Source organism: Candidatus Chlorohelix allophototropha, from assembly GCF_030389965.1.
GTDB lineage: Bacteria > Chloroflexota > Chloroflexia > Chloroheliales > Chloroheliaceae > Chlorohelix > Chlorohelix allophototropha.
Window position 1 is genome coordinate 346,831 of the sequence record NZ_CP128401.1, and the last position, 19,631, is coordinate 366,461.

A 19,631-nucleotide genomic window follows, 5' to 3' on the forward strand; every position below is an offset into this window, starting at 1 on the left:
ACAAGAAAGAGAGGGGTAAGGGCATGAACCTGTTTGAGGGCAACCGCAAGAAGAAGGAGCAGGAGCGCGAGGTCGAGTTCCGGCAGGGACTGAACCGCATCCGTTCCTACCTCGCCGAGTGCCGCCAGCACCAGAAGCGCTATTGGGATTTGGCTCGTCGCGCCCGCTCTATGGACGACCAACCCCAGTGTGAGCTTATCTCCCGCCGTTACCTCTGGACTACCGCCCAGATCAAAGCCTGGGAGAAGTATCTGCTCCAACTCGAAACCCTTTCCCTCACCCGTGAGCAGGTGCGCGCCTCCACCGCTTTCGGGCAATCCCTTTCCAACCTCTCCGCTTCGATGCTGTCGGGAGCCAGCCCGGCTGAGCTTTCCAGAATGCAGCACGACCTCGAACAGGCGATTGCCCGTGGCGCCAGTCTCGATGAGACCCTCTCGGTAGCGCTGGAAGCCAGTAGCCGCAGCCTGCTAAATAATCCCTCCCTCGCTCAAACGGTTGCTTGGGAGTCCGAGTTCGCCCGCTCCGAAGGTCCCGCTGAGCAGGAACAGTCCGAGCTTCAAGAGATTTACCGACGTTTGGATGAGGAGTTACACTCCAAATAGATTTTTAGCGACATTTCCCGCTTTTTCTCCGCTTCTTCCCTAATATAGTAGGAGCAGTTGCTTGAGGTAGTTCCAATCTTTAGCTAAGCGCCAATCGCAGGAGAATCTTCCTATGAAACAGCCAGACTTCAACCAAGGCACGCCCTCTTATCCCGATGAACCAGAGCAAGCTATCCCTACCGGAGAAATGAGCCTCTCCGGTTTCCAACTGGTAGCGCTCAGCCCTGCCAGCTTGCAAGGGCAGGTCTTCCCCTTGCCTGTAACGAAAGCTGACGATCGCGCTCTTGAAATCGGACGCAAGCCCTCCTACATCTACGGTGGTATCACTATCCCTCTGAAGGAATTGGCAGAGGTACATCTATATATGAAGGTGAGCGGTTCGGTGGTTCAGGTCTATCACGAACCGGCGACCTACTTGGCGCTCAAAGGCGGTAAAACGCTGGCTGCCAGTAAATGGCATTCCCTTAGACCAGAAGCAGTGCTGGAGTGCGGTTACAATATCCAACTAAAGCTGGTGAGAGTAGAGGATGCGGCTCCGCATACCCCTTATATGGGAGAGGAAGAAGAACCATCAATCCAGTTCCAATCGCATTCTCAGGCCCCATCCCAGTCTCTGTTACCGGCTTATCGGTTGCGCATCGTCCAGAGCCGTTATGCTATCCCCCTCGATAAGCTGGAGTTCTCGCTGGAGGAAGGGGAGGTGGTGGAAATCGGGCGAGAAGCGGTTACAGTAAATAAACACCGCCGCCTGATCATTAACGAACCCAAGGTAAGCCAGTACCACGCTTGGTTAATCAAACGCAATGGGCAGTTTGAACTGCACGATGGGCAGTATAACAGTAACAAGGTGAGCAGAAATGGGACGTTTATTTCCAACCCGGAAGGGGGCTGGATGAAAATCGCCGAAGGCACTCCCCATTTTATCAATCCGGGAGCGGTAGCGCACGGTTTCGAGATAAAAGTTGGGCATACCTATCTAGTGCTGGAAAAGACCGAGCAAGCAGAGCTTTTTACCGAATAAGGAGCCGTTCAGAAAGATGGAACACAATTTACCTACTCTTACGGACTACAACGATACTAGACTCTTCTTGCGGATTATTCCCAAAGACAACAAGCGGATTGATCCTAGCGATGACGATGGCAAGGTGCTGAAGCTGCAAAACGGGCGGGCAGTGGAGGAACTGTCCGAAGCCCAGAACCGTTCGCGGGAGCAAACCCGTGATGGCAACGGCTACATTAAGGTCAGCGCTTTTCTCAAAACTATCAGCTTGGTAAACGCCTTATACCAACAGGATAGCGCAAAGTGTCTGTTGCGTTTCGGCTTCGAATATACCCTAAAGGTCAATGATGCCATCCGCTTCTACAACTATGTAAGAGACCAATATGAGCGCGGGGCTTTTGGGAAGGAGACCTCACTAGAAGACCTGACGGTAAGGCAACTGTTCAATAGCCTGTTTATTTCTCTATTCAAAGAGTTGGCGTTGCAGCTTCAGCAATTCGACCCGGATATGGCGCGGCAGGATGAAAGCACTAGGCAGGGAATTATGCGCCTGTTTGAGGAACTGATTAGGCAAAGGGGCGCTGATTTGAATAAGGCTGGGTTATCATTCTACCAAGAGGCTGGCATAACGCTGCTGGTGGAAAATGAGACCGACAAACTGCTATTGGCGCATGAAAAAGACAATCACCGCCAAATGCGGGAAGCTCTAAAGCCGCCCGTCAAGGAAGCGCCTAAACCCCCTGCGCCACTACCACCTCAATCTCCTACTAGCCACTGGCTAGATCGCTTCGAGCTTGGCTCAATCAGCCCACTGATTGCGACCACCGGGCTATCGCTGGCAGTCTTTAACAGCCTCAAGGATAAAGCCACGACTGTGCCGGGGTTCTTTCTGGCAGTCGGCTTACCCTTAACGCTGCTACTTACGGTTATTACGCTTTATCTGCTGGTCAGAAAGCGGAAGAACAAATTGGCGGTTGTGGCGCATTTCAACTCCCCGCGTCCGCGCAAGGTCAGCAAGCGACAGTGGCGTTTCAGGCTGGGGGATTTTATCGCGGTCTCAGCGCTGGCGCTGGCTTATATCACTTTCATGCTAGACCGAGTGTCGGCGGAAGCGCAGGTAGGGTTGGTGGCGCTACCCTCCGGAGTTGCGATTATGGCAGCGTTAATCCTGTACCTTTCCACCCGTAACCGGACTGAAACGGTTACAGTCCCACCTGTGTTTCCGCCAATCCCTGTACCACCGGTAGAACCGTCCAACAAGTCTGAGCCACCGCAAGAACTGCCCAAGCCTGAACCGGTAGTGGCATTCGAGTTGGAGGTGAAGGACGGACTGAACCCGGGCAGGCTCAGACTTACGCTCGACTCGAAGAAGATTATTGAATGCGGCTTGGATAATTACGGCAGTGACAAGCTGTACTTCTGGGCATCAGACAACGCCGCCCGACGCTGGGAACTGAGCGCGCCCAATCCTGAAGCGATAAAGGGAGTTTCCAAACAGCACGCTCATTTCAAGCTGGAGCAGGGGGAAGTCTGCGTGGTGAGCAGTAGCGTGGAGGGCGCTCCCAACACTAACGGGGTGTACATCGGCGGAGAAAGAATGGATGACGGAGAGAGCAAGGGGCTAAGGGAAGGCGATTTGCTCGGCTTCGGTCCGCGCGGCAGTGGGCTAAACCGCCCCTTCTGCCGGGAGGGTGGCGTAACGCTGATAATCCACCGCAAATAAGACAGGTTGGGTAGATAAGATAAACAGGGAGAGCTAAGGATGAACGGGATGAAGTTTGTAAGATTTGTAACAAATCAGCCAGGGTCAGTTGACGAGGCTGGTAGACTAAAATAATGACACCTGCGCAAGAACTAGAACAACTTAGAATAGAAAATGCCCAATTGCGAGAACAACTGACTTCACGGGATGCCTTGGTTACCCAACTGATAGAGCGAATTCAAACCCTTGAAGCCCGGCTCTCTCAAGATAGCCATAATTCTTCCAAACCGCCTTCTTCCGACGAGTTTAAGCGCTCGCCCAAAAAACGCAGCTTGCGCAAATCCAGCGGTAAGAAACCGGGTGGTCAACCTGGTCACGAGGGTCAGGCTCTTAAACAAAGCGAAAACCCAGATGCAGTGATTGCGCATCTGCCCACCACCTGTGAAAAGTGCCAGACTGACTTAACCAAAGAAGCAGCGCTACCTCACTTCGAGCCTCGTCAGGTTTTTGAGCTGCCTACTCAACTCAAACTGCACGTCACCGAACACCGCACTTACAGCAAAAAGTGTCCTACTTGTCAGACTGTTACCAAAGCCAAATTCCCGCAGTCCGTCAAGAATTGGGTGCAATACGGACCTGGGTTTCGGGCTCTGGCAGTTTACCTGATCACTTATCAACTGCTGCCTTATGCCCGGGTGTGCGAGCTACTTAATGAAATCTACAGCGAAAGTCTTTCACCCGGCAGTTTGGTCAATATGATAGCGGAGTGCTACGAGCAATTGGCTGAGCCAGAAAAAACCATCAAGACAGCGCTTACCCAGGTCAAAGTGTTACATTGCGATGAAACCGGGTTGTACGTAGAAGGCAAGCGCCACTGGTTGCACGTAGCCAGCACACCACATTTAACCCACTATGCTCACCATTTACGGCGAGGTAGTAAAGCCACAGACGAGATTGGGATTTTACCGGCTTTCCAGGGCGCAGCGATCCACGACGGTTGGTCTAACTATCTGCGCTATGCCTGTACCCACGGTCTGTGTAACGCCCATCATCTCAGGGAACTTGCTTTTGTCTACGAACAACTCAAGCAGGCGTGGGCGGCTGAGTTCACCACCCTTCTTGTGGACTTGAAAGAAGAAGTGGAAGTCGCCAGGGCTAGGTCTGAAACCAGTTTAAGCAGTGCACGGTTAGCGCATTTCGAAGAGCGCTACCAGCAATTGATCGCACAGGGTCTGGCAGCTAATCCTCCTCCCCAGGGTGGCTGGCCTTGTGGAAAACGGGGCAAGCCCCGGCAGAGCAAGCCTAAGAACTTACTGGATCGGCTGGATAAACAGCGTCATCAAGTGCTGCTGTTTGCCTACCGTTTTGATGTGCCTTTTGATAACAATTTAGCCGAGCGTGATATTCGGATGGTTAAAGTGCAACAAAAAGTTTCAGGTTGTTTTCGCAGTCAGGAGGGTGCCAGCTTCTTTTGTCGGATAAGAGGCTACCTTTCCACCATGAAAAAGCAAGGTGAAAATTTGTTGGTAGCACTCCTTGACACTTTTTGTGGGCATCCTCCCCTTCCCAAGCTTTTGGTCTGAACTGTTACTAAGATTTAGCGGTTTTGCAGTAACGCTACTGGCTTTGAGCTTATTTTTGACTCCGGTAATAAGCACGCAAGCAGCGGAAGCAAGCCAATATTTCCCGGAGACGGGACATACGGTGAGCGGGAAGTTTCTGGACTACTGGCGCAACAACGGTGGTCTGCCCACCTACGGCTACCCCATCACCGACGCTCAAATGGAAACCGACCCTGAAACGGGTAAGCAATTCCTCACCCAGTGGTTTGAGCGGCACAGACTTGAGCTTCACCCTGAGAATGCTGGTACAAAGTACGAGGTGTTGGCTGGACTTCTGGGCAAGGACTTGCGCCGAGAAGCCTTGGCGGTTGACCCCGATTTCCAGAAGGCGGATGTCCTCAATAACACTGCGTATTCTAAAGATGTGCAGTGTTATTTCCCTGAAACCGTGAAATGACCCAGTTTGTCAAGACAAAAATAAAAGCTTGGTTAAGGAGTGATACAGTCCTTTCTATAGAACTAATAATGTTAAATAGCTAGTAACTCTTTTTAGCTCTTTAACATAATTACTGGTGTCACGGTATTGAAATAAACCTGAGCCGGTGTCTGATATTTCAAAGCCTGATGAGGTCGAGTATTATTGTAGAAATCGAAATACTCACCAATCCCTAGCTTTGCTTCTTTGGGGTTCTCAAATTGTGCTAAATAAACACACTCATATTTTAAGGAACGCCAGAGCCTTTCGGTGAAAACATTATCTAGTGCTCGCCCACGTCCATCCATACTTAACTTTACACCTGCGCCCAATATCAAAGCAGTGTATTTAGGACTGGTAAAATGACTACCTTGGTCACTGTTAAAGATCTCCGGTTTTATCTTCGCCAACGCTCGCTCGGTAGTTCTAAGCACAAAATCGATTTCCAGAGTATCAGATAATTCCCAACTTACCACATATCTGCTGTACCAGTCGATGACAGCCACCAGATAAAGCCAACCGTGTTTGAGCTTGATATATGTGATGTCGGTACCGAATACCTGAGCGGGTCTGGTTATAGCCAGGTTCCTTAAGAGATAGGGATATACCCGCTGCTTTTGATCTCGTTTCGAAAGATTAGGACCAGGATAGATTGCTTCTAGCCCCATCTCCCGCATATAGTTTTGCACCGTTTTGCGGTTGAGGTGCTTGCCTTCCCGCAGTAATTGTTGATGAATTCGCCGATATCCATAAAAAGGGTAAACGGTGTAAATCTCATCAATTCGGTGTTTGAGCTCAATTTCTCGTTCGGTTGGTGCTACTGAGCGGTAGTACAAACTGGAACGGCTAATTCCTAGCAACTCACTTTGTTTTGAGAGTGAGAGTTCAGCTTTTTGGGTTTCGATTAGGCTTAATCTGACCGACCTGGGCAAAGCCTGCTTCACTTTTTTTTTCTAACCACCTGAGCTGTGTAGTCAGGCGACCTATTTCGGCGTAAAGTTGTTCTTTTTCTTGTTCGTACTGTGCGGTCAGCAGCGCGATTTGCTTCTGAGTACGCTCATCAAAGGATTGTGGCAGACCTTTTAGAGCCAGTTGTTTCCATTTAGTGAGCATATTCGGATGAATACCATATTCAGAAGCTATCTGGGTAAGGGTTTTATTACCTTCCAGCACTTCTTGCACTCTTTGAGACTTAAATGTGGGTGAATACTTTTTTCTAGGTGTTGTCATGTTTTTAAGTATACACCTTACCAAACCCTTTTTAGTTGTTCAGTTCTTCTGGTTCATTATACCGGGCATAACCTGCGCTTCAGGTTTCTGGAATACTGGCAGCAGAATGGGGGGTTGGAGCGCTTTGGTTACCCCATCAGCGAGGAGCATAAAGAAGTTGACCCTGAAACAGGCAATGTATATGTGATGCAGTGGTTTGAACGCGCTAGGTTTGAGTCTCATCTAGAAAACCAGCGTCCTTATGATGTGCTGCTAGGGCTATTGGGGAAGCAGATTAAAACCCCAAAGGCTGGTAGTGTTGAGTTCGTGTGGAAGCTTGGTGGGGATTATAACGGGCTTAAGAACCCTAGTGGAGTAGCGATAGATAAAAGCGATAATGTCTATGTCGTCGACTCTGGTAACAATCGTATCCAGAAGTTTGATGCGAGTGGGAAGTTTCTGGCTAGGTGGGGTAACTATGGCAATGGAGTAGCGGTAGATAAAGATGGCAATGTCTATGTCGTCGACTCTGGTAACAATCGTATCCAGAAGTTTGATAGTAATGGGGAATTTCTCCTCGAATGGGGTAATCAAGGCAATAGCGATGGGCAGTTTAGCTCTCCCAACGGAATCGCAGGGGATAGTCAAGGCAATGTCTTTGTAGCCGATACATTAAACCATCGTATTCAGAAGTTTGACGGGAGCGGCAAGTTCCTCACGAAATGGGGCAGTTTGGGCAGCGGAGATGGGCAGTTTAGCTATCCCTATGGAATAGCGGTGGGCGAACAGGGCAATGTCTTCATCGCTGATTCTAACAACAGCCGCATCCAGAAGTTTGACGGAAACGGCAAGTTCCTACTCAAGTGGGGTAGCAGTGGTAGCGGAGATGGGCAGTTTAACTCTCCCGGTGGAATAGCGGTGGACGGGCAGGGCAATATCTTCGTCGCTGAATATGGTAACAACCGCATCCAGAAATTTGACGGCAGCGGCAGCTTCCTAACCAAATGGGGTGGTAACTATGGTAGCGGGGATGGACAGTTTAGCTATCCCACAGGAGTAGCGGTGGATGGGCAGGGCAATATCTTCGTCGCTGATACTGGTAATTCTCGAATCCAGAAGCTTGATGGAAATGGTAGGTTCCTACTCAAGTGGGGTAGTCAGGGTAGCGGAGATGGGCAGTTTATAGGACCTTCTGGAATAGCAATAGACTCAAATAGCAATATTTACATAGCAGATGGTGGCAATTTCCGCATTCAAAAATTTGATGTATATGGTAATTTCCTACTTAAGTGGGGTGGCCAGGGACAAGGAAACAGCCTGTTCAGTGCAGCTTTAACAATTGCAGCAGATTATATGGGTAATATCTACGTCGCCGATGGCGATAATAATTGTGTACAAAAGTTTGATAGTAATGGTAAATTTATTCTGAGATGGGGTGTCAAAAATAGCGGGGATGGTCAATTCAATTATCCCGGAGGAATAGTAGTAGATAAACAAGGATATATATATGTAACAGATAGAGATAACCATCGCATTCAAAAATTTGATAGTAATGGAAAACTAATACTAAAATGGGGAAGCCAAGGTGAAAAGGATGGTCAGTTTAATCGTCCTCTGGGTATTGGATTAGATAGTCAGGTTAATGTTTATATAACAGATATATATAACGCTCGAATACAAAAATTTGATTCGAATGGTCGGTTTTTATTAAAGTGGGGTAGTAAACAGCAAGGAAATGGGGATAGTGAATTCAGCTACACTGAAGGTATCGCAGTCGATAAATTGGGAAATATATATGTAACAGATATTGGTAACAATCGCATCCAGAAATTCCGGCAGCGTTGAGCTTACAGCTAACCAAGCAGCATACATACCAGAAAAGGAATAAACAATGGCAAAGTTCTACCGCAGTATGAGCGCCGACCCGGCTAAAATAGATCCCACCGTTCTCGGCTGGCTCAACGACCGCCTCCCTGATGATTGCTGGGTGCTGGTCGAGTTCGCAGTCGATACCAAAAACTGCGATTTCGCCATCCTAGCCGATAACAAAATAGCCGTCCTTGAGGTTAAAAGTATCAAATACCCCGTCAAGGGTTCGGCTAATTCGCGCTGGATCAATCTCAATAACAAAAAGCCGTTGGCAATCTCCTCTTCCACCGGCTACAGCGCCAACCCCGTTGGGCAAGCCCACAAGATTGCCGACACCCTCGTCGGGCACTTGCGCCAGAATATCTCCACTATCTTCGGTCAGGATTCTAAACTGCGACCAGAACGGCTCAAAGCCTTCCCCTTTGTGGTCATCCCCAAGCCCCATCCCAAAAACCAGATTGCCCGTGACGACGATTTCTGCTGGATTGCCGAGGGGCAGGAGCAATTCTTTGCCGCATTCCAAAAGCTCAAGTGGGATGCCGGCATCTCCCTAACACCCCTCCAAAAGGAACGTATCGTAAAAATGCTCAACTTGGAATATATCTCCAACCCTGAAAAGCTCTTCTCAGCCGGTTTGCCTACCCCTACCAGTAGCGGTGGTGAGGAAGAACTGATACCCGAACAGGAAGCTTTGGACGGTTGGGTGTCGCTGGATTATGGGAACGGTGTAACCGAAGAGTATCATTTGACCGACCGGATTACCAGAATAGGACGCGATAGAAACAATCATATCGTGGTAGATGATAGCCAAGTCTCTCGCGAGCATTGCCAGCTTGAATTCCGGAACGGGGACTACTACCTGCGGGATGTGGGCAGCAAACACGGCACAACAGTGAAAGGGCGCAAGCTAAAAAAGAACGAACTGGAGCTTGTAAGCAACGGAACCGCTATTCAACTTTCCAGCAAGGGTGTGAAGCTAATTTTGTACAGCAGTGGGAATGTCTAGCAGTTAATGCGGGGTAAAGTTCAGGGAGGATAAGGGGATGGTCAGCCGAAAGCGCTTAGGGATAAGCAGCATAGTTTTTGTGGTATTGATGGTTAGCTCGTTGTTTAGCACAGCCTTGCCTCCGCTATTTGCCGAGGACAGTCAATACTTCCCGGAGACGGGGCATACGGTAAGCGGGAAGTTTCTGGACTATTGGCGGAGCAATGGCGGCTTGCCTACTTACGGCTACCCCATCACCGAGGCGCAGATGGAAACTGACCCTGAAACCGGCAAGCAATTTCTCACCCAATGGTTTGAGAGGCACAGATTGGAGTTGCACCCTGAGAATGCGGGCACAAAGTACGAGGTACTGGCTGGACTTCTTGGCAAAGACCTGCGCCGAGAAGCGCTAGCGGTTGACCCCGATTTCCAGAAGGCGGATGTTCTCAATAACACTGCCTACTCCAAAGATGTGCAGTGGTATTTCCCCGAAACCGGACATAACCTGCGCTTCCGCTTCCTAGATTATTGGCAGCAGAACGGAGGTCTGGAACGCTTTGGCTACCCTATTTCTGAGGAGCATAAAGAGGTTGACCCTGAAACCGGCAACGTGTTTGTAATGCAGTGGTTTGAGCGGGCTAGGTTTGAGTCACATCCTGAAAATGCCAACACCCCCTATGATGTGTTGTTAGGCTTACTGGGAAAGCAGATAAAGATCCCAAAAACCGGCAACGTTGAGTTCGTGTGGAAAATCGGGGGAGTGGATTATAACGGGCTTAAAAACCCTTACGGGGTGGCAGTAGATGGGCAAAGCAATGTCTTTGTTGCCGATACTGATAACAACCGCATCCGGAAGTTTGATAACAGCGGCAGATTCCTCGCCCAGTGGGGCAGCTTTGGAAACGGTGATGGGTACTTTAACAACCCCAGAGGAATAGCAGTGGACGAGCAAGGCAATGTCTACGTGGCTAATTATGGTAACTCTCGCATCCAGAAGTTTGATCAAAATGGCCGCTTCTTGCTCAATTGGGGTAGCGATGGCAGCGGGGATGGGCAGCTTTCCTTGCCCATCGGAGTAGCGGTGGACGGGCAGGGCAGTGTCTTTGTTGTCGACTCTGGTAATGGTCGCATCCAGAAGTTTGATGGGAACGGGAGATTCCTACTCAAGTGGGGCAGCCAAGGTACTGGAGACGGGGAGTTTGACTCTCTTTGGGGAATAGCTGTAGATGGACAGGGCAGTGTTTTTGTTTCTGATATTCTTAATCACCGCATCCAGAAGTTTGACGGGAATGGCAGGTTCCTTCTTAAGTGGGGCAGTTATGGCAATGGTGATGGACAATTTGCAGGTCCTGAAGGAATAGCTGTAGATGGACAAGGTAATGTATATGTGGCTAGTAGCAGTAACAATCGTATCCAGAAATTTAACAATAATGGTAACAGTTCAGACCAAAAGCTTGGGAAGGGGAGGATGCCCACAAAAAGTGTCAAGGAGCGCAACCAACAAGTTTTCACCTTGCTTTTTCATGGTGGAAAGGTAGCCTCTTATCCGACAAAAGAAGCTGGCACCTTCCTGGCTGCGAAAACAACCTGAAACTTTTTGTTGCACTTTAACCATCCGAATATCACGCTCGGCTAAATTGTTATCAAAAGGCACGTCAAAACGGTAGGCAAACAGCAGCACTTGATGACGCTGTTTATCCAGCCGATCCAGTAAGTTCTTAGGCTTGCTCTGCCGGGGCTTGCCCCGTTTTCCACAAGGCCAACCACCCTGGGGAGGAGGATTAGCTGCCAGACCCTGTGCGATCAATTGCTGGTAGCGCTCTTCGAAATGCGCTAACCGTGCACTGCTTAAACTGGTTTCAGACCTAGCCCTGGCGACTTCCACTTCTTCTTTCAAGTCCACAAGAAGGGTGGTGAACTCAGCCGCCCACGCCTGCTTGAGTTGTTCGTAGACAAAAGCAAGTTCCCTGAGATGATGGGCGTTACACAGACCGTGGGTACAGGCATAGCGCAGATAGTTAGACCAACCATCGTGGATCGCTGCGCCCTGGAAAGCCGGTAAAATCCCAATCTCGTCTGTGGCTTTACTACCTCGCCGTAAATGGTGAGCATAGTGGGTTAAATGTGGTGTGCTGGCTACGTGCAACCAGTGGCGCTTGCCTTCTACGTACAACCCGGTTTCATCGCAATGTAACACTTTGACCTGGGTAAGCGCTGTCTTGATGGTTTTTTCTGGCTCAGCCAATTGCTCGTAGCACTCCGCTATCATATTGACCAAACTGCCGGGTGAAAGACTTTCGCTGTAGATTTCATTAAGTAGCTCGCACACCCGGGCATAAGGCAGCAGTTGATAAGTGATCAGGTAAACTGCCAGAGCCCGAAACCCAGGTCCGTATTGCACCCAATTCTTGACGGACTGCGGGAATTTGGCTTTGGTAACAGTCTGACAAGTAGGACACTTTTTGCTGTAAGTGCGGTGTTCGGTGACGTGCAGTTTGAGTTGAGTAGGCAGCTCAAAAACCTGACGAGGCTCGAAGTGAGGTAGCGCTGCTTCTTTGGTTAAGTCAGTCTGGCACTTTTCACAGGTGGTGGGCAGATGCGCAATCACTGCATCCGGGTTTTCGCTTTGTTTAAGAGCCTGACCCTCGTGACCAGGTTGACCACCCGGTTTCTTACCGCTGGATTTGCGCAAGCTGCGTTTTTTGGGCGAGCGCTTAAACCCGTCGGAAGAAGGCGGTTTGGAAGAATTATGGCTATCTTGAGAGAGCCGGGCTTCAAGGGTTTGAATACGTTCTATCAGTTGGGCAATCAAAGCTGCCTGTGAAGCGGCTTTAGCTTCAAGTTGGGCGTAATCGTTTTGAAGTTGGGCTAATTGCTCTTCTAATGTCATTTTATTAGTCTACCAGCCTCGTCAACTGACCCTGGCTGAATTGTTACCAATAATGGTCATTTCTTACTCAGATGGGGCAGCCAAGGTACTGGAGATGGGCAGTTTAGCTTTTCATTTGGAATAGCAGTAGACGGACAGGATAATGTTTTTATCGCTGATAGAGACAACAATCGTATCCAGAAATTTGATGGAAATGGCAGATTCCTGACCAAATGGGGTATTCAGGGAAATAGTAATGGGCAGTTTAAGAAACTAGGGGGGATAGCAACTGATAAACAGGGCAATATATATGTAGCTGATGGGTATAACAATTGCATCCAGAAGTTTGATGGGAACGGAAGATTCCTACTCAAGTGGGGTAATTATGGTAGCGGAGATGGACAATTTATCTATCGGTGGCAAATGAGAGTAGCAGTGGATGGTCAGGGCAATGTCTTCGTAACCGATTCAGGTAACAACCGCATTCAGAAGTTTGACGGGAACGGAAGATTCCTACTCAAGTGGGGTAATTATGGTAGCGGAGATGGACAATTTGATGATCCCAAAGGAGTAGCAGTGGACGGACAGGGTAATGTCTTTGTCTCTGATTCTAGCACCAATCCGAGTCAATCTAATAACGATCGCATCCAGAAATTTGACGGAAATGGCAGGTTCCTTCTTAAGTGGGGCAGCCAAGGTACTGGAGATGGGCAGTTTTACTTTCCGGATGGAATAGCAGTCGATAGACAAGATAATATTTTTGTAGCAGATAATACTGCTAGTATTCAGAAGTTTGACAAGCAAGGCCATTTCCTACTCAAGTGGGATTCTTATAACCATGACATTGCAGTGGATAGTCAAGGCAATGTTTTTTCCGTCGGTGGCAGGGAGATGTATATCCAGAAGTTTGACGGGAACGGCAAGCTCTTACTCAAGTGGGGTAGCCAGGGTAGTGTAGATGGGCAGTTTAACAATCCCAGCGGAATAGCTGTGGATGGACAGGGCAATATCTTCGTCGCTGATACTTTTAACGCTCGCATCCAAAAGTTCCGGCAGCGTTAGCGGGAAATGCCCTTATTGGCTTTTCGCAGAAAATATTTTTAGCGACAAATTTAACGCAAAGAGTGTGGATGGCTTATACTAATAACTAATCGCAGACCTTTGCGGTCTGGAGAAAGAGCAATCAGGACTGGTGGCTGTAGCCCTGATGTAGCCGGAGATGTACCCAATCTACCGGATCAGTAAGTGCAAACTTATTGCTTGTCGGGTCGCAAGACCCTGCCACGTGGTGACCCTGCCGGTACAGTCAGGGTCGCTTTTCTCGTTTCTTGGCTTCCGACGCAGTGAATAATCGATACAGGTTTAGGACACAGCAATGTTGGTGCCAGCTAGGATGAGCAGAGACATATGAATGAAACCGTCTATGCTGTAATAGAACTCGAAGCGGGCTATCAAGTAGATAAGTATATCCTTGAAGAACGGCTTGGCAGCGGCGGATTTGGTGAAGTGTGGCTGGCACGCCACCAAAACAGGAATATGGAAGGCAAGAAATATGCCGTCAAGTTCCTATCTATTCCCGATCTTAGCGTAAAGAACCGCTTTGAACGGGAAATTAAAATTCTGGCGCAGCTAGATAGCAACCCTCATATTATCAAAGCTACCGATTGCGGCGAAATCATTGGAACTATTCAGGAAATAGACAAAGCCACTGAAAAAGTTATCGGCGAATGGAAAAAGCAAATAATTCCTTTTCTGGTGATGGAGTATGCCGTAAAAGGCGATCTCTCAAAACTGGTGGGGAAAATAGCCCCTGCGGAAATAGCCGGATATTTGGCACAAATCGCCGACGGTCTGGATTTTGCCCATAAACATGGCTATATTCACCGGGACTTGAAACCGGGCAATCTGCTACGGGATAGCCAAAACGTAATAAAAATAGCCGACTTCGGGATTGCGCATGCGGAGGGAAGCACTTCAACTAGAACCGGCAGGGGCTTAGGAACTGCCACGCATATGGCGCCGGAACAATTTGAGGATGCCAAGCGGGTGGGCAATACCGTCGATATATACAGCTTGGGAGTGGTAGCCTTTCAATTACTTACAGGCAGCTTGCCATTTTTGGGCGCAAATTATGTCCAGTTGGCTAATGCCCATCTGCAGAAATCGGTACCACTTCTGAGCAAGTACCGGATGGGCTTGCCTTCCGGCTTACAAGCGGTAATCGAGAAGGCGATGGCGAAAGAGGCGAGCACCCGCTACCAAACGGCAAGAGCCTTTGCGGCGGCATTCGAGCGGGCGCTTGTACCGGAAAAGCCTGCCCCCGTAGTGCCACCCACCGAGGCTTATTCTGCGGATGCTCGGAGAGGATACCCACCCCCTAACCCGGTAAAACCGCCGCAATATGAGTACCCAAACCCATCGCCCCCAGTTTACCCACCTGTAAACCCCCGCATAGAGGCGGAAAAGCCGCGCCCCTATCAACCGCCCCAAGCAGAAAAAACCCGCCCCCCACGCCGGAGAATAAAACTGGGATGGCTAGCGGGAATCGGCTTGTTGGTGGTTGCGGTGATAGTGGCGCTGCTGACCCTGAATGCAAGCGGCGGAAGCGCTACCCCTACCCCAACAACTGAGGCTACCACAGTAGTGACTACAACCACCGCCCCTACCAAAGCGGATACCACCGCGGCAGCCACCGCTACGCCAATTGCTGCGGCTACCACAGTAGCGATTGCAACCACCGCCCCTACCAAAGCGGCTACTACTGCGCCCGCCACGACAGTAGCTACAGCAACCCCACTCCCTCCAAGCGCCTCTTTCAAACTCCTCAACACCCTCAGCGGACATTCTCACTGGGTCGAATCGGTAGCGTACAGCCCTGACGGCAAAACCCTCGCCAGCGGGAGTTTGGATAACAGCATCAAGCTGTGGGATGCGGTTACCGGCAAGGAACTGCGCACTCTCAGTGGTCACACTAGCGCTGTCGAATCGGTAGCATACAGCCCGGACGGCAAAACCCTCGCCAGTAGCGGGAGTAATGATTACAGCATCAAGCTGTGGGATGCGGTTACCGGCAAGGAACTGCGCACCCTCAGCGATCATGACTATGTCAGGTCGGTAGCGTACAGCCCTGACGGCAAAACCCTCGCCAGCGGGAGTGGGGCTAACAGCATCAAGCTGTGGGACATTGCCACGGGCAAGGAACTACGCACCCTCAGCGGTCATTCTTACGCTGTCGAATCGGTAGCGTACAGCCCTGACGGCAAAACCCTCGCCAGCGGGAGTGGGGATAACAGCATCAAGCTGTGGGACACCGCGACGGGCAAGGAACTGCGCACTCTCAACGGACATTCTAACTCTGTCTATTCAGTAGCATTTAGCCCTGACGGCAAAACCCTCGCCAGCGGGAGTGGGGATAACAGCATCAAGCTGTGGGACAGCGCCACGGGGAAGGAACTGCGCATCCTCAGCGGACATTCTAAAGCGGTCTATTCGTTAGCCTTTAGCCCTGACGGCAAAACCCTCGCCAGCGGGAGTGGGGATAACAGCATCAAGCTGTGGGACAGCGCCATGGGGAAAGAACTGCGCACCCTCAGCGGACATTCTCAACTTGTCAAATCGATAGCGTTCAGCCCGGACGGCAAGAGCCTCGCCAGCGGGAGTTGGGATAAAACCATCAAGCTGTGGGGGGTGGGAAGTTGAGCAATCTGGATAAACCGGAACAGGCAACCGCGTTAGTAGCGAGGAAAAGCATTGGCAAAGTTCAGTGAGGGCGAAATAGTCGGCAGCTACGTGCTGAAAGAGAAGATCGGGGAAGGGGGTTGGGGCGAGGTCTGGTTGGCGCGCCATCCAACTTTATCCAACAAAGCGGTTGCAATCAAATTTTTGTTGCACCTACGTGAAGATATGCAGGAACGCTTTAAGCAAGAGGCGGTTATACTAGATAAATTACGGGAGAACCCGCATATAATCACGGTAGAGGATATCGGAGAGCATCGCGGTATAAGCTACTTCCTGATGCAATACGCCCCCGGTGGTGACCTGTCGGATAAGATCGGCAGTGGCATGTCCCCCGAAGTGGTGGGGAACTATTTGAAGCAAATTGCCAACGCCCTAGACTTTGCCCACGCGCAAGGGATAATCCACCGCGACTTGAAGCCGAGCAATATACTTTTCGATGCGGCGGGCAGCTTGCTGTTGAGCGACTTCGGGATAGCCCATGACGGAGGTAAACCGCTGACAGATACGAATGAGCGGTTGCGAACGCCGGAATATTGCGCGCCAGAGCAGTTCAAGCGTGCCAAAGACTTGAGCGCCACGGTGGATATATATGCGCTAGGAGCAATGACCTTCCAATTGCTGACCGGACGGTTGCCCTTTGGGGGAAGACCGTCAAAAAGCATCGTAGCGCTAGCGTTGGAGCATCTACAAAGCCCGGTACCACCCTTGAGCAAGTACCGGATGGGCTTGCCGAGTGGTTTGCAAGTGGTAATCGAGAAGGCGATGGCGAAAGAGGCGAGCGCGCGTTACCAATCGGCGAAAGCCTTTGCGACGGCATTTGAGCAGGTGTTGGTGAATGAGCCACCCCTCCTAGAAGATACTGAAATTATTACCCCGCCACCTATCCAAGAAATTAAAATTATTACCCCGCCGAATGAATCGGAACAATATGGCAAGTATGCAGAGGAATTCGGCAATGCCACCGCGGGATTTCAAGCTCAGTTGGAATATTACGAGCAAGCGGTGAATGCAGTTGGCGAAAGCGTACTGAGCAAGGTATTTGCGGTAGAGTCTAGGCTGGTGGAGGAAAAGCTAGAGAAGCTAGAGAATATACTGAGGAAATGCAAAGCTCTGCCGAGACAGTCAGAAATACAGGGTAAGGTCAGCAAGCTGGAAGAAATCTTTATAGAATGTAAGACGGATTATGAGGGAATAAATAGCCTTGTAAATAACCGGATACGGCTAGATACGCGGAAACAGCGTGCAAGCGGATTGAAAGAGCGGTTTAAAGCGGCGGAAGAGGATTACCGGAAGCGCTTGGGTACAATGACAACGCAAATCGAGCAAGGAGAGGAATACCTTGCCGAGCTAGATAAAGGGGTAAATACCCAATTGTTGCGCTTGTCAAGCAGTTTCAAGCGGACGGTGGAGAGTAGTATCTTGGTAGTATTCGAGGCAATAGTTGAGGAGAGCGGTGGCGAAGAAGATTTTGGGGATATGCAAAGAGACTATCAGGAATTAAGCAAGCGATACGAAGAGATTCAGGTGCGGATAAAACAGGTTGCGGACAGGGCGGAAGAAGTGACCGCCCGAAACAAACGAGAGAAGGAACAAATCGGTAAAGCGGAGGAACTTCGCCTAAGTATGGAGAGTGTTACTGCTGAAATGGTGAAAACTCTAGAGCGTTTCGAGGGACAAATCAAGAGCGCGACGGGGAATGCAACCGGGCTAAAAGAGGAATATGAAAGAGAAATAACCGGCTTAAGCGAAGGGCTAAAAGAAGCCGAAAGGCGGCGAGGGGAACTTGCGGGTCTAGCGCAACAAGGGGAGAGCATCGTCGTGAGGAGCGTCCTTTATGAAATGTTGTCGAGCCTCGAAGGCGGTATCTCCCGCTGCCGAAGCAGTTATGAGCGGGTAGCCAAGTTAGCGAGAGAGCGGGTGGAGCAGCAACTGCGAAGTGAGCAGGCAGCGGCAGCCCAAAAGCAGTGGGCGGAAGAGGAGTGGCGATTAGGAGAGGAAACGGCGGCGCAAAAACAGGCAGTGACGGCAGCGATGCAAGAATATCGGACAGCGGTGGAGAAGCCGGCGGGTCAAGCAGCGGGGTTGGAAAAAATATTCCGGCAGAAGTGGGAGCGGGTGACAGAGGGCTTTACCGCACTGGGGCAGCTAAACACGCGGTGTAAGGAGTTGGGAAAGCGGGTTATAGAACCGGGGCAAAAGCAGCGGGTTAATGGGCTTGCAGAGGAACTAGAGAGAGCATTGAGCGGGTATCGGCAAGAGCTAGCAGTATTGGACGGCAAGGCAGAGGCGGCGGTAAAAGTGGCGAGCGAAGTGACGCTATTGCTTGAAGAAATCGCTATGCCTAGCACCACCCACGCCCGCCGTGCTGAAATCGGGGACAGGTTGAGCGCAATCGGGGACACCCGAAAAGGCGTTGGCGTGGGAAAGGATGGCATCCCGGACATCGCGTGGTTGGCAGTAACGCCGGGAGGGAAGCTGGACATTAAGGGAACAGCTTTTAAGAGAACAGCTTTTGAGGTGCAACCCTTCTACATCGGGCAGTATCAGGTAACGTATGCCCAGTATGAGGCATTTGTGCAGGCAAGGGATGGCTACCAGCAGTGGGAGTGGTGGCAGGGGTACCAGCCGCAAAAGCTGTACGAGCAAAATCAGAAAGGCGCCAGCAACCCGCGGGATAGTATATCTTGGTATCAAGCGGTGGTGTATGGGCGGTGGCTGAATAAGCGGATGCAGGGGAGGGAGTTTCCGAATCCGAGTGGGAGCGGCAGTGCGATGATAATCGGGAAGAATGCGGAGGTGCGGTTGCCTACGGAATGGGAATGGCAGTGGGCGGCACAAGGTGGGCAAGAAGCTCGGAAATACCCGTGGGGGGCATGGCAAGAGGGCTACGCTAACACGGATGAAGCGGGCTTGAAACGAACAATGGCGGTGGGGCTGTACCCGCAGGGGGCGGCGAAATGCGGGGCGCAGGACATGAGCGGGAACGTGTGGGAGTGGTGCTTGAACAAGGGTGAGAAGCCGAAGGAGGTAGCGCAGGACGATAGCCATGATTCGAGAGGGATGCGGGGCGGGGATTTCAGCGGCAATCGAGCTGATGCGTCCTGTGCGTCCCGCGGCTACAATATCCCTTACCGCGATTTCAGCCGTGTCGGGTTTCGGTTGGTGGTTTGTTCCGCTAACGCGCCCCTCTGAACTCTTAGCCTCTGGCGCTCTTTTCTCTAAATTAACCCAAAGACCTAGGGGTAGGGAAAGGTCAAGGGGGAAAGGTAAAGAGAATTTCCGAAAGCGCGAAGCGCCGCAATATTTGGGGCAGGGGTAGGAGGGTAAATTTAGGAAGTTAATTCCTTTTCCCCTCGCAGAAAATATTTTTAGCGACAAATTTAACGGAATGGGTGAGGATGGCTTATACTAATAACTAATCGCAGACCCTCGTGGTCTGGAGATAGAGCAGTCAGGACTGGTGGCTGTAGCCCTGATGTAGCCGGAGATGTACCCAATCTACCGGATCAGTAAGTGCAAACTTATTGCTTGTCGGGTCGCAAGACCCTGCCACGTAGTGACCCTGCCGGTACAGTCAGGGTCGCTTTTCTCGTTTCTTGGCTTCCGTGAATACTCGGTAT

12 protein-coding genes and 2 pseudogenes are annotated in these 19,631 nt (G+C 50.5%); 12 read left to right on the forward strand and 2 right to left on the reverse strand.

The features are described from left to right. The first annotated feature begins 23 nt into the window (after window positions 1-23). The 5 genes from OZ401_RS24555 (at window position 24) to OZ401_RS24575 (ending at window position 5,323) form a co-directional block, all read left to right on the forward strand. On the forward strand, window positions 24-602 hold the full coding sequence (locus tag OZ401_RS24555; RefSeq protein WP_341471971.1) for a hypothetical protein: 579 nt from the start codon (window positions 24-26) through the stop codon (window positions 600-602). 112 nt (window positions 603-714) lie between these two features. Further along, window positions 715-1,623, forward strand: coding sequence for an FHA domain-containing protein (locus tag OZ401_RS24560; protein ID WP_341471972.1), 909 nt, complete (start codon window positions 715-717; stop codon window positions 1,621-1,623). A gap of 16 nt (window positions 1,624-1,639) precedes the next feature. After that, window positions 1,640-3,325 carry an FHA domain-containing protein gene (locus tag OZ401_RS24565; protein WP_341471973.1) on the forward strand — a complete coding sequence of 562 codons (1,686 nt, stop codon included), beginning with the start codon at window positions 1,640-1,642 and terminating at the stop codon, window positions 3,323-3,325. 113 nt (window positions 3,326-3,438) lie between these two features. Continuing rightward, the gene (tnpC, locus tag OZ401_RS24570) at window positions 3,439-4,887 is read left to right on the forward strand and encodes an IS66 family transposase (protein WP_341471974.1); all 1,449 of its coding nucleotides are present in this window, start codon (window positions 3,439-3,441) and stop codon (window positions 4,885-4,887) included. Between the two features lie 55 nt (window positions 4,888-4,942). After that, window positions 4,943-5,323 carry a hypothetical protein gene (locus OZ401_RS24575; RefSeq protein WP_341471975.1) on the forward strand — a complete coding sequence of 127 codons (381 nt, stop codon included), beginning with the start codon at window positions 4,943-4,945 and terminating at the stop codon, window positions 5,321-5,323. Between the two features lie 92 nt (window positions 5,324-5,415). Here OZ401_RS24575 and OZ401_RS24580 read toward each other — a convergent pair. Continuing rightward, window positions 5,416-6,571, reverse strand: a protein-coding gene (locus OZ401_RS24580; protein ID WP_425607647.1) for an IS3 family transposase whose coding sequence is annotated in 2 segments (ribosomal slippage) — window positions 5,416-6,277 and window positions 6,276-6,571 — 1,158 coding nt in all. Because the reading frame shifts where the segments join, the coding sequence is not laid out codon by codon here. Window positions 6,572-6,685: 114 nt separating this feature from the next. Here OZ401_RS24580 and OZ401_RS24585 point away from each other — a divergent pair. The 3 genes and pseudogenes from OZ401_RS24585 to OZ401_RS24595 form a co-directional block, all read left to right on the forward strand. Beyond that, entirely contained in the window at window positions 6,686-8,395 is a 1,710-nt protein-coding gene (locus OZ401_RS24585; protein ID WP_341471977.1) for an SMP-30/gluconolactonase/LRE family protein, read from the forward strand. 46 nt (window positions 8,396-8,441) lie between these two features. Further along, complete coding sequence (locus OZ401_RS24590; protein WP_341471978.1) at window positions 8,442-9,425, forward strand: FHA domain-containing protein; 984 nt, start codon at window positions 8,442-8,444, stop codon at window positions 9,423-9,425. A gap of 598 nt (window positions 9,426-10,023) precedes the next feature. Further along, a pseudogene (locus OZ401_RS24595) lies at window positions 10,024-10,815 on the forward strand (SBBP repeat-containing protein); the annotation flags it as partial. Between the two features lie 30 nt (window positions 10,816-10,845). On the opposite strand, the gene tnpC (OZ401_RS24600) reads toward OZ401_RS24595, so the two are convergent. Then, window positions 10,846-12,294, reverse strand: coding sequence for an IS66 family transposase (tnpC, locus tag OZ401_RS24600; RefSeq protein ID WP_341471979.1), 1,449 nt, complete (start codon window positions 12,292-12,294; stop codon window positions 10,846-10,848). Between the two features lie 120 nt (window positions 12,295-12,414). Here tnpC (OZ401_RS24600) and OZ401_RS25980 point away from each other — a divergent pair. From OZ401_RS25980 to OZ401_RS24615, 4 genes and pseudogenes are all read left to right on the forward strand, one after another. After that, window positions 12,415-12,612 (forward strand): annotated as a pseudogene (locus tag OZ401_RS25980) (6-bladed beta-propeller); the annotation flags it as partial. 84 nt (window positions 12,613-12,696) lie between these two features. Next, window positions 12,697-13,335: an NHL repeat-containing protein gene (locus OZ401_RS24605; RefSeq protein ID WP_341471980.1), complete on the forward strand. Its 639-nt coding sequence runs from the start codon at window positions 12,697-12,699 to the stop codon at window positions 13,333-13,335. A gap of 345 nt (window positions 13,336-13,680) precedes the next feature. Further along, window positions 13,681-15,972 carry a WD40 repeat domain-containing serine/threonine protein kinase gene (locus tag OZ401_RS24610; RefSeq protein WP_341471981.1) on the forward strand — a complete coding sequence of 764 codons (2,292 nt, stop codon included), beginning with the start codon at window positions 13,681-13,683 and terminating at the stop codon, window positions 15,970-15,972. Window positions 15,973-16,023: 51 nt separating this feature from the next. Continuing rightward, complete coding sequence (locus OZ401_RS24615) at window positions 16,024-19,203, forward strand: protein kinase domain-containing protein (RefSeq protein ID WP_341471982.1); 3,180 nt, start codon at window positions 16,024-16,026, stop codon at window positions 19,201-19,203. Window positions 19,204-19,631: the final 428 nt, after the last annotated feature.

What these genes read in the sequence shown, in the direction of transcription:
- OZ401_RS24555 (WP_341471971.1), top strand. Translation starts at nt 24, where the DNA reads ATGAACCTGTTTGAGGGCAACCGCAAGAAGAAGGAGCAGGAGCGCGAG.
- OZ401_RS24560 (WP_341471972.1), top strand. Translation starts at nt 715, where the DNA reads ATGAAACAGCCAGACTTCAACCAAGGCACGCCCTCTTATCCCGATGAA.
- OZ401_RS24565 (WP_341471973.1), top strand. Translation starts at nt 1,640, where the DNA reads ATGGAACACAATTTACCTACTCTTACGGACTACAACGATACTAGACTC.
- tnpC (WP_341471974.1), top strand. Translation starts at nt 3,439, where the DNA reads ATGACACCTGCGCAAGAACTAGAACAACTTAGAATAGAAAATGCCCAA.
- OZ401_RS24590 (WP_341471978.1), top strand. Translation starts at nt 8,442, where the DNA reads ATGGCAAAGTTCTACCGCAGTATGAGCGCCGACCCGGCTAAAATAGAT.
- tnpC (WP_341471979.1), bottom strand. Translation starts at nt 12,294, where the DNA reads ATGACATTAGAAGAGCAATTAGCCCAACTTCAAAACGATTACGCCCAA.
- OZ401_RS24605 (WP_341471980.1), top strand. Translation starts at nt 12,697, where the DNA reads ATGAGAGTAGCAGTGGATGGTCAGGGCAATGTCTTCGTAACCGATTCA.
- OZ401_RS24610 (WP_341471981.1), top strand. Translation starts at nt 13,681, where the DNA reads ATGAATGAAACCGTCTATGCTGTAATAGAACTCGAAGCGGGCTATCAA.